Raw genomic sequence first — 10,444 nt, 5'->3', positions numbered from 1 at the left:
GGAACCACTTCACCAAAGGCAGATGAGTTCTTTCAAAAATGGTGCCGACCAAAGGCGAGGCTTGATAACTGCATCTTCCGCATTCAAACAAAGGAAGCCGGCGGGTGGATAGACGGTTGCTCTCGGTATAAGCGCAGCGCGGGCAGACAAAGCCATTTGGCCACTTCATCGCGATGATCGCCTCGATGCAGTCGGCTTCTTTTTGAAAACGACGGCTGATAGCTTGATGCTCCGTATTCATGCCTAATTTCATGTCCGCTTCCTCCATTAAATGCGTACATACGTTCTCTTTTCTAAATTATACCAAACGTACGTTCTATCATCAAGAAAAAAATACACATTGACCATCCGATATTCAGAGGTTGATCGGATTTCCGGGTAACCTCCTTACCATCGGGCTTATCGGACCCTCTTTTCTGAACAAAGGGGATAATGGTGCAAAAAGGGCGGTAAGAAGATGATCCTCCTGAATCTCCCTCTTCTGAGCAAAAGGGATAATGGTGCAAAAGAGGCGCACAAGACTATATACAAGCGCGTTTTTTTGATCCTGCATCAAATTCATGGTACGGGCACTTTATGGAGTTGGGGCGAGCATGCTATTGTTAATGGAGAGCTTTGCAATGGAGAGAAAGGGGAGTGCCGGACGATGGCGTTAAACTATCACCAGCTTCATATTTTCTATACGGTGGCGCAGCGTGGCAGCTTCTCGGCTGCAGCCCAGGCCCTGCACATGACTCAGCCTGCGGTTACGATGCAAATCCAATCGCTGGAAGATTACTTCGGCACCAAGCTACTGATCCGTTCTACCAAAAGAATCGAATTAACGGAAGCCGGACAAACTTTAATGCCGTTTGCTCGCCAGAGCGTTGAGTTAATTCGTGAAACGGAGCAGGCCATGTCGCGGCATACGTCGATGCTGGAAGGGCGGCTTCAGCTCGGCTCTAGCTTGACGATCGGGGAATATGTCCTTCCTCGGCTCCTAGGTCCGTTTGGGCAGCGATATCCTCATATTTCAATTGTGATGAAGGTAATCAATACGACGCAAATCATTGAGGAGATTCTGAATCACCAACTGAATTTTGGGTTAGTTGAGGCACCGGTTCAACATCCGGACTTGGTATCTGAACCTGTCATGGAGGATGAGCTTAAGCTGATTGTTCCCGCCGGTCACCCGCTGTCAGGGAGAAGGTCCGTCACGGTGGAGGAAGCGATTCATTACCCCTTTGTACTGCGGGAAAAAGGCTCTGGTACTCGTCAGGTGATGGAGGATGAATTGCGGAGATGTGGCGTTGACATCAACCAACTTCGTACTGTGATGGAACTTGGCAGCACGGGGGCGGTAAAATCGGCCGTCGAGGCCGGGATCGGCATCACAATTATTTCGCCTTCTTCCGTTAAGCATGAGCAGGCGCTGGGACTGCTGGAGGTGCTGGATATTGAAGGGTTGTCTTTTAAACGGATGTTTTATTCGATTCATTTGAAGTCGACGCTGTTGCCGGTCACCGCAGTGACGTTTTTGACTTTCCTGCGGGAATACCCGCAAACTACGTAAAAACTTGCGAAATGAAGGATGGGATCACATGGAACCACATATGGAAGACGAATGTTACGACCTTCATTCACATACCCAAGCTTCGGACGGGATGAATAAGCCGGCGGAAAACGTAAGGCTGGCCAAGGAAAAAGGGCTCACTGGCTTGGCTATCACAGATCACGATACCGTTGCGGGGATTGAGGAAGCATTGCTGGCCGGGAAGGAGCTTGGCGTGGACGTTGTCCCCGGCATTGAAATCAGCACAAGGGCCGGGGGCAAAGACATCCATGTGTTGGGATACTTCCTGGATTACGAGGATGAGCAGCTTCAGGAGCGCTTGGCCCGGCTTCGCTCGGTTCGGGAGGAGCGAAATCATCTAATTATCGCGAAGCTTCAGCAGTTAGGCGTTGAGATTACGATGGAGGAAGTGCAAGCTGGGCTGGACCGGCCGCTGCGTCCGGGGGAAAGCCTAGGCCGGCCTCATATCGCAGATGCCCTTGTTCGCAAGGGATATGTATCGGATATGCGCGAGGCTTTTGATCGATATTTAGCCGAAGGCAAACCCGGCTATGCTTCTCTGCCGCGCATAGCACCGGAAGAGGCCATCATGTGGATTCATGAGGGAGGCGGCGCGGCAGTGTTAGCGCATCCGGGCTTGTACGGGGACGACGAGTTGGTACGGTCAATCCTGGAGCACGGGAAGCCGGATGGGATTGAAGTGTATCATTCTGACCACGGCCCAGAAGAGGAGAGCCGTTATACCGCCATGGCCGAGCAGTACGGGCTAATCGTTACCGGGGGATCTGATTATCACGGTGTGCGGCAGGGGGTTGTTTTTCACGGTGATTTAGGTGGACGCACGGCACCGCCGGGTACGGTGGAACGGTTGAAACAGGCGGCAGAGGCGGTCAGACGGGCTGGGAAAAACTTAGCAAACTGATAAAATCGAAAAAACGGTGGTCCAAAGGGTCTACGCATTGATAAACCCTTTTGGAGCACCGTTTTTTATGACATTTGAGTATCGCCAACAGTCATCTGTCATCCAATCAGCCGTTCTTCACCGTGTTTGGCAACGATTTAATAAGCTGCTCATCCGGTGTGACATACAACGTCCGTTGATGGTCATAAATGACGAAGCCGGGCTTGGCGCCGTTTGGCTTGCGGACGTAGCGGATGAGCGTGCAGTCTACCGGAACGCTGCTGGATTGCTTCGCCTGGCTGAAATAAGCGGCAAGTTGCGCGGCCTCATTCAGCGTTGCGTCTCCGTATGACTCGCTGCGGATCAGGACGTGGGAACCCGGGATATCCTTCGTATGGAGCCAAGTATCGTTGGGTTTGCCGAGCCGGTTGGTGACGTATTCGTTTTGCAGGTTGTTTTTGCCGACGTAAATTTCGATGCCCTCCGACGAAGTATAGACGTGCAGCGTCGGACGGTCGTTCTTTTTCTTCTTCTTGCCCCGCTTGGCCCGGTCTCGCAAATATCCCTGCTGAGTCAACTCCTCGCGGATTTCGTCGATATCGCTTAACGTCGCATCGTTTAACTGCTGCAGCAAGCCGTCGAGGTAAGCAATTTCCTCTTTCGCCAGCTTCATCTGTTCTTCGATGACGGCGAGACTGTTCTTAAATTTGTTGTACTTCTTAAAATACCGCTGGGCGTTCTCCGATGGGGTTAGCAGCGGATCCAGTGGAATCGTCTCCATTTTCTGCTCTTCATCGTAGTAGTTGATCAGCTCCACGCTGGTGTCCCCTTTGCGAATCGCATGCAACGAAGGCAGCAGCAACTCACCCCAGATGCGGTAACGTTCGGCATCCTCGGCTTCGCTTAGATCCTTCTCCAGGTTGGTCAGCTTCTTGATGTTTTTGTTTCGCTCGTTTTGCAGGAAGCGCAGCAGGTCGCTCGTCTTCTGTTTGACCGTATCCCGCAGCGCTTTATCCCCGTAGTAATCTTCCATGCATTCACTGATCGAAGAATAGGTGCGAATCTCCCCGTGGGCGCTTGTGAGACGGACGGCGGAGAAGATGCTTTTTCCTTTGGCGTTTTCGCCGGTCATGGGGGAATAGTTCTGGCTGTGAACCTCCCCCATCAATCCGTTAAAAGCCCCCCATAACCGCTCCGCCTCCTCCGGGTTAAGCCCGATCTCGGCTGCAATGCCGCTGACTCCGGCGCGGGCGTAGATTTCGCCGACGATCAGCGGGCTGAGCCCGGCGAAGGCATCGACCAGCCAGTTGCTGCCTTTGCCTTCGGCTGTTGCCGCTTGCCAGGCGCCCATAAACGCCGCCCGATCCGCTTCGAGCGGATGAAGCTTGTGCTGCTCCGGCGGCGCGGTATAGGCGAAGCCGGGCATGACGACCCGATAGCCGGAAATGGCCGGCGTCACGTGATGTATCCCGTCCAACTGGGTGCCGGTGGCTGGGTCAACCAAGATGATGTTGCTGTGTCGTCCCATCAATTCGATGATGATCCGCTTGATGGATAAATCTCCAAGCTCATCGCGAGTACGGACGTCGATATGGATGATCCGCTCCATGCCGACCTGCGTCACCGCTTCGATGGTCCCGCCTTCGCAGTGCTTGCGCAGCAGCATGCAGAACATCGGTGCCTCCAACGGATTCGGAAATGAACTTTCCGTGAAATGAATCCGCGGGTATGTCGGATTCGCCGACAGCAGGAGCCGCTTATTGCCCGCATGCGTGCGTAAGTGAAAGACGAGGTCGCTTTCTGCGGGCTGGTGTATTTTATTGATGCGACCGCCGATGCAGGCTTGCAATTCGTGTACGATCGCTCGGGTTACGATGCCGTCGAGTGCCATTTTATGATAATCTCCTGTTCTGAAACTGTGGTATAAAAACGGCGGCTTCACGAGAAAGCCCCCTTCTATGATGCCATACTTCGGGCAAAAACTTAAGGGCTCCCCTGTGATAATTTGGGACTGGCTGGAATACATTTACCCTAGGTGGAAAAGCCTTCACGCCGATACTGCATAATAAACGGAAGGGGAATTAAGGAGGATGGAACAAAAAAACTGGCACCAGTGGAGCAGTGATGCGCTTTTGCAACACTTCGGCGTCACGCGTGAACAGGGCCTGACCGATGAAGAAGCGCAGAAGAGACGCGAGGAATTTGGCTGGAACGAACTGAAGGAAGGAGAGCGCATCTCTCCGATTCTGCTGTTCCTGAACCAGTTCAAGGATTTTATGATGCTGGTACTGATGGGTGCCACGCTGATATCCGGTTTTCTCGGCGAGTATCTGGATGCCGTCACCATCATCGCCATCATCATTCTGAACGGGGTGCTTGGATTTATCCAAGAATTCCGTGCGGAGCGTTCCCTGCGGGCATTAAAAGAACTGTCCGCGCCCCATGCCAATGTGCTGCGCCAAGGCGTCGTCAAGCATATTCCTGCCAGAGAGCTTGTTCCAGGGGATATTGTCCTGCTGGAAAGCGGGGACCGGATTCCGGCTGATATCCGGTGGTTATCTACGAACAGCTTGGACGTGGAAGAATCTGCATTGACTGGCGAATCGCATCCGGTGGGCAAACATGCGGGGGTGCTTAGTGAAAGCGACGTCCCGCTGGGCGATCAGAAGAACATCGGCTTCATGGGCACGATGATTACCCGCGGGACGGGCCGGGGGATCGTGATCCGCACGGGCATGGACACCGAGATGGGGAAAATCGCCGATTTAATCCAAAATACCGAAGTCCAAGAAACCCCGCTGCAACGGCGTCTGGAGCAGCTCGGCAAAATTTTGATTTATGTGGCGCTCGGTTTGACCGTCGTTGTGGTGCTGCTGGGGATTCTGCAGGGACAGCCGGCAGCCAGCATGTTCTTCGCCGGAGTGAGTCTCGCCGTGGCTGCGATCCCGGAAGGTCTGCCAGCCATCGTGACGATCGCGTTGGCACTAGGCGTGCAGCGTATGATCAAACGCAAGGCGATCGTTCGCAAGCTGCCGTCGGTGGAAACACTGGGCTGCGCTACGGTCATCTGTTCGGACAAGACCGGCACGCTGACTCAAAACACAATGACCGTAACCCGGGTGTGGCTGGAAGGCCGGTCGCTGGAAGTGACGGGCGAAGGCTATGAGCCGGTTGGCAATATTCTGGACCAAGGCAAGCCTGTCGATATGCGCAATGATCAAAGCTTGCGCCGCTTGTTGCAGATCAGCGCGCTGTGCAGCAATGCGGTGATCTATGAGGACGATCCGGAGAAGCGCGGCCGCCGCAAGACGAAGGAGGAAGCCGCTGCAGGTGGTTCGGTCTGGAAGCTGAAGGGCGATCCAACCGAGGGAGCGTTGGTAACGCTGGCGTCCAAAATGGGAATGACGCCGGGAACCTTGAGCGGAATGTATGTCCGCGATCAGGAGTTTCCTTTTGATTCCAAGCGGAAACGGATGTCCGTCATCGTCTCCCATCAAGGCGGCAAAATGGCGCTTGTCAAAGGGGCACCGGATATGTTGCTTGAACGCTGCTCTTATATCCTGTGGGATGGCAAAGTGGTGCCTTTCACCGGCACGTTCCGGCAAAAAGTGCAAGCAGCCAACGAACAAATGGCCCGCAGTGCCCTTCGGGTGCTTGGGCTGGCCTACCGCGATTTGAAGCCAACCGAGGGGGCGGAGCATGAAGATCAAGTGGAATCCCAACTGATCTTCGTAGGCCTCACCGGCATGATCGATCCGCCGCGCCGCGAAGTGCGGGACGCGATTACCGTCTGCCGCCGGGCAGGTATCAAGACGGTGATGATCACCGGCGACCATGGGCTGACCGCCGAAGCGATCGCCGCCGATCTGGGTATTTTGCCGCGGGGCGGCACCTCGATGTCAGGCCAGCAGCTGGAGATGCTGAGCGACGAGGAGCTGGAGAAGCAGGTAGAGCACACCTACGTCTACTCCCGGGTGTCGCCGGAGCATAAGCTGCGGATCGTGAAGGCGCTGCAGCGGAACGGGCATGTGGTGGCGATGACCGGCGATGGCGTAAACGATGCGCCGGCCATCAAAGCCGCTGATATCGGCATCGCCATGGGCATGACCGGCACCGACGTCTCCAAAGAAGCGTCCTCGCTCATCCTCAGTGATGACAATTTCACGTCGATTGTCGCTGCAATTGAGGAAGGACGCAGCATTTACGAGAACATTCGCAAGTTTATTCGTTATTTGCTGGCCTCCAATGTCGGCGAAATTCTGACAATGTTCTTCGCCATGCTGGCAGGCTTGCCGCTGCCGCTGCTGCCGATCCAGATTTTGTGGGTGAACCTGGTGACCGACGGTTTGCCAGCGATGGCACTCGGTGTCGATCAACCGGAAAAAGACTTGATGGAACACAAGCCGCGCGGCAAGAACGAAAATATTTTTGCCCGTCGGTTAGGGTGGAAGATCATCAGCCGCGGCGTGCTGATCGGCGTATGTACGCTGGGGGCGTTCTGGCTGACGCTGCGCCATGCGCCGTCGGATCCGGCCCAACTGGTCAAAGCGCAATCCGTCGCCTTCGCGACGCTGGTTATGGCGCAGCTGATCCATGTGTTTGATTGCCGCAGCTCGCGGTCGATTTTCCATCGTAACATTTTGCAAAATAAATATTTAGTGGCCGCCGTCCTGTCGTCGATTGTGCTGCTGCTTGGCGTCATGTACATTGAACCGCTTCAGCCGATCTTCAAAACGGTACCGCTTGGCACGCGGGAGTGGGCAATCACGCTGGTGGCCGCAGGCATTCCGACCTTCCTAATGGGCGCGGGCAGCGTCTGGTCAGGCAATCGGAAACGGCGCAGCAGTGGACCGCGTCCCTTTGTTACCGCGAAAAGTACAAACATTCGTGCATAAAATCAATAGCTTTTCTACCGGGCAAAGGCGTAGACTAACCCTATCATCCAACGATGCAGGAGTGGGGTTAGCATGGAATTTACAAAAATGCATGGACTAGGTAACGATTTTCTCGTATTTTATGGTGAACAACAGCTGCCGGATAACGTATCCGAACTGGCGATCCGGTGGTGTGACCGATATTTTGGCGTTGGCGGGGACGGATTGGTATTTATTCTCCCGTCGGACAAAGCGGATTTTAAAATGCGGATTATTAACTCGGACGGTACGGAAGCAGAACAATGCGGCAACGCGATTCGCTGCGTAGCCAAATACGTCTATGACAACCGTCTGGTGGATAAAGACAGCGTAACGATTGAAACGTTGGGAGCAGGCGTTCAGCAAGTGACCTTGCAGGTCGAAGACGGTGTGGTCAAGACGGTGCGGGTCGACATGGGCGAACCGATCCTGGACGGCCTGACAATTCCAACGACGCTGAATCAAAATCCGATAGTAAGCCAGCCGATTGAGACGGACGGTCAAGAATTTAAGTTTACGGCCGTCTCGATGGGCAATCCACATTGCGTCATCTATGTGGATGATGCGCCGAATTTCGAAGTGACCACGTGGGGACCGAAGCTGGAGGTACATCCATACTTCCCGCGCAAGATCAACGTAGAATTCGCCACGGTGACGAATCGTGAGCGGGTGGAGATGCGCGTATGGGAACGCGGGGCAGGCCCAACGCTGGCTTGCGGTACGGGCGCTTGCGCTACGCTGGTGTCCTCCGTCCTAAACGGATTGACGGATCGCGCCGCCTGGATAGGACTCAAGGGCGGAGACTTGTTCATCGAATGGGATGAACGCGACAATCATGTCTATATGACGGGGCCAGCCGAAGCGGTATACAAAGGTAACGTCGAAGTTTAAGTCGGAGTTTACGTGGTCGAAATAATCGAAGCATAACGTTCATCCGAGAGGATGATGAACAATCGCCGGGTTCCCTGATCGGGAGTCCGGCTTTTTTTACGGTAACTACCAGCGATCTTCACCGGCGATACCTTATCAATCAGAACGATTTATGATAAATTAATATGATAATAGTTTGCGCCGGGATTGATTCATAATGCGAGTTAACTTCACGGCAGTCAGGGGGCAGAAGCATGAAACCGGATTTGCGTGCGACTTTGGAGCGCGAAGTTATTGTCGGCGACGGGGCCATGGGGACGTATTTGTACCAATTGGGTTTTCCGGTCGGCATTTCTTATGAAGAATTTAATTTGCTGCGCCCCGACGTGATCGGCGACATCCATCGCCGCTATCTCGATGCTGGGGCAAGGCTGTTGGAAACCAATACGTTTTCGGCAAATTACTATAAATTGTCTAAATTCGGACTGGAGGCCAAGGTGGAGGATATCAACCGGGCTGCAGTACGGATCGCGAAGCAAGCCGCGGGCGAACGTGCGTATGTTGCAGGAGCGGTTGGTTCCATCCGCGGCGGCAAGCGGGCGAACGTCACCGACCAAGAGCTTGGCAAATATTTTGAGCAGCAAATTGCTGCTTTGCTGAGCGAAGGGGTGGATGCGCTGCTGTTCGAGACGTTTTACGACCTTGGAGAAATGCGAATCGCTTTGGGACAAGCTCGCAAGCTGACGGATGTTCCGGTGATTTGCCAGTTCGCCGTCGATCAAATCGGACGCACGCTGGACGGATTTACGATTCCAGATGCGTTTGGAGCGGTGGTTGAGGAAGGGGCGGACGTGGTTGGCTTCAACTGCCATTCCGGTCCAAAAGGAATCATGGGTGTGATGGATGACGTGGAGGGGCCGCTCAACGTGCCGATGTCCGTTTTCCCCAATGCAGGTTTGGCGGACTATATCGATGGAGAATATGTATATGGAGCGACTCCGGATTATTTTGGAAAGTGTGCCCGTGCTTTCGCCGATTTAGGGGCGAGATTGATTGGAGGCTGCTGCGGTACGACACCGGAGCATATTGCCGCGATGGCCAAAGCCTTGGAAGGGTACGCTGCTCAGCCGCTGGCGAAGGAACAGAAGCTGCCTAAGCCGCATCTGTCTGCTAGCCTATCAATCAACGAGCAGTCGAATGCCGTATCTGTCGCCTCCAGCGACAAGGGGACTGTACCCGGCGGTGGGGAGAACCACAAGCTTCCGAGCTTGACCGAGCTCGTGAAAGAACGGCATACCGTTATCGTTGAGTTGGATCCGCCGCGCGACCTGGATATCGGGAAATTTATGGAGGGCGCAGCTGCACTGAAAGAAGCGGGCATCGATGCGCTTACGCTGGCGGATAACTCGCTGGCGGTGACGCGGATGAGCAACATGGCGCTTGGACATCTCGTCCAGTCTCAGCTTGGCGTAAGACCGCTGGTGCACATCGCCTGCCGGGACCGCAATCTCATCGGTACGCAGTCGCATATGATGGGATTCGATGCGCTGGGCATCGACCACGTGCTCGCGGTGACGGGCGACCCTGCCCGCTTTGGCGATTTGCCGGGAGCGAGCTCAGTGTACGACTTGACGTCATTTGAGATCATTCGGATGATCAAGCAGTTGAATGAAGGGATTTCTTTTTCCGGGAAGCCGTTAAAGCAAAAAGCCAAATTCGTCGTAGGCGCCGCGTTTAATCCGAATGTAAAGCATTTGCACAAAGCGGTGGAGCGGCTGGAGAAGAAGATCGCCTCCGGCGCGGATTACATCATGACTCAGCCGGTATACGATCCGGAGCTGATCGTGGCGATCAAGCAGGCAACGGCGCATTTGGACGTGCCGATCTTCATCGGCATTATGCCGCTGGCCAGTGGCAAGAACGCTGAATACTTGCATAATGAGGTGCCTGGAATCCAGCTGTCGGATGAAGTTCGCAAGCGGATGGAGGGCCTGCAAGGTGAAGAGGGACGGGCGATGGGCGTTGAGATCGCCAAAGAGCTGCTCGATACGGCGATGGAGCATTTTAACGGAATTTATCTCATGACGCCGTTTATGTTCTACGAAATGAATGTCGCATTAACGAATTATATTCGCGAGAAGTCCAAACGGGACTCGGCCCACTTGTCTCGGTTGTCATAATCAATTACAATAGGGTAACGGATGTGAT

Annotated in this window: 7 protein-coding genes; 5 read left to right on the top strand and 2 right to left on the bottom strand. The window is 54.2% G+C overall.

The window, feature by feature from the left end:
* A partial coding sequence (locus PBA01S_RS01020; protein ID WP_164744059.1) for a transposase occupies positions 1-253 on the bottom strand: 253 nt, incomplete at its 3' end.
* Positions 254-646: 393 nt separating this feature from the next.
* Here PBA01S_RS01020 and PBA01S_RS01015 point away from each other — a divergent pair.
* On the top strand, positions 647-1,552 hold the full coding sequence (locus tag PBA01S_RS01015) for a selenium metabolism-associated LysR family transcriptional regulator (RefSeq protein WP_028538323.1): 906 nt from the start codon (positions 647-649) through the stop codon (positions 1,550-1,552).
* A gap of 28 nt (positions 1,553-1,580) precedes the next feature.
* Positions 1,581-2,474, top strand: a complete 894-nt coding sequence (locus PBA01S_RS01010) for a PHP domain-containing protein (RefSeq protein ID WP_127575113.1) — start codon at positions 1,581-1,583, stop codon at positions 2,472-2,474.
* A gap of 106 nt (positions 2,475-2,580) precedes the next feature.
* On the opposite strand, the gene PBA01S_RS01005 is transcribed toward PBA01S_RS01010, so the two are convergent.
* Positions 2,581-4,344, bottom strand: a complete 1,764-nt coding sequence (locus PBA01S_RS01005) for an Rqc2 family fibronectin-binding protein (protein WP_127575112.1) — start codon at positions 4,342-4,344, stop codon at positions 2,581-2,583.
* A gap of 199 nt (positions 4,345-4,543) precedes the next feature.
* Here PBA01S_RS01005 and PBA01S_RS01000 point away from each other — a divergent pair, with 199 nt between their 5' ends.
* From PBA01S_RS01000 to PBA01S_RS00990, 3 genes are all read left to right on the top strand, one after another.
* Complete coding sequence (locus PBA01S_RS01000; protein WP_028538320.1) at positions 4,544-7,348, top strand: calcium-translocating P-type ATPase, SERCA-type; 2,805 nt, start codon at positions 4,544-4,546, stop codon at positions 7,346-7,348.
* A 72-nt stretch (positions 7,349-7,420) separates the two neighbouring features.
* Positions 7,421-8,257 (top strand): diaminopimelate epimerase, encoded by an 837-nt coding sequence (gene dapF / locus PBA01S_RS00995; protein ID WP_028538319.1) that lies wholly within the window; start codon positions 7,421-7,423, stop codon positions 8,255-8,257.
* Between the two features lie 233 nt (positions 8,258-8,490).
* Positions 8,491-10,416, top strand: coding sequence for a bifunctional homocysteine S-methyltransferase/methylenetetrahydrofolate reductase (locus PBA01S_RS00990; protein ID WP_028538318.1), 1,926 nt, complete (start codon positions 8,491-8,493; stop codon positions 10,414-10,416).
* Positions 10,417-10,444: the final 28 nt, after the last annotated feature.

This window comes from Paenibacillus barengoltzii NBRC 101215 (assembly GCF_004000745.1).
Taxonomy (GTDB): Bacteria; Bacillota; Bacilli; order Paenibacillales; family Paenibacillaceae; genus Fontibacillus; species Fontibacillus barengoltzii.
Note: the sequence above shows the minus strand (reverse complement) of the source record. Positions and strands in the feature narration are given on the sequence as shown.

Bases quoted from the DNA above. Each gene is read 5' to 3' on its own strand.
- PBA01S_RS01015 (WP_028538323.1), top strand. From the start codon at position 647: ATGGCGTTAAACTATCACCAGCTTCATATTTTCTATACGGTGGCGCAG.
- PBA01S_RS01010 (WP_127575113.1), top strand. From the start codon at position 1,581: ATGGAACCACATATGGAAGACGAATGTTACGACCTTCATTCACATACC.
- PBA01S_RS01005 (WP_127575112.1), bottom strand. From the start codon at position 4,344: ATGGCACTCGACGGCATCGTAACCCGAGCGATCGTACACGAATTGCAA.
- PBA01S_RS01000 (WP_028538320.1), top strand. From the start codon at position 4,544: ATGGAACAAAAAAACTGGCACCAGTGGAGCAGTGATGCGCTTTTGCAA.
- dapF (WP_028538319.1), top strand. From the start codon at position 7,421: ATGGAATTTACAAAAATGCATGGACTAGGTAACGATTTTCTCGTATTT.
- PBA01S_RS00990 (WP_028538318.1), top strand. From the start codon at position 8,491: ATGAAACCGGATTTGCGTGCGACTTTGGAGCGCGAAGTTATTGTCGGC.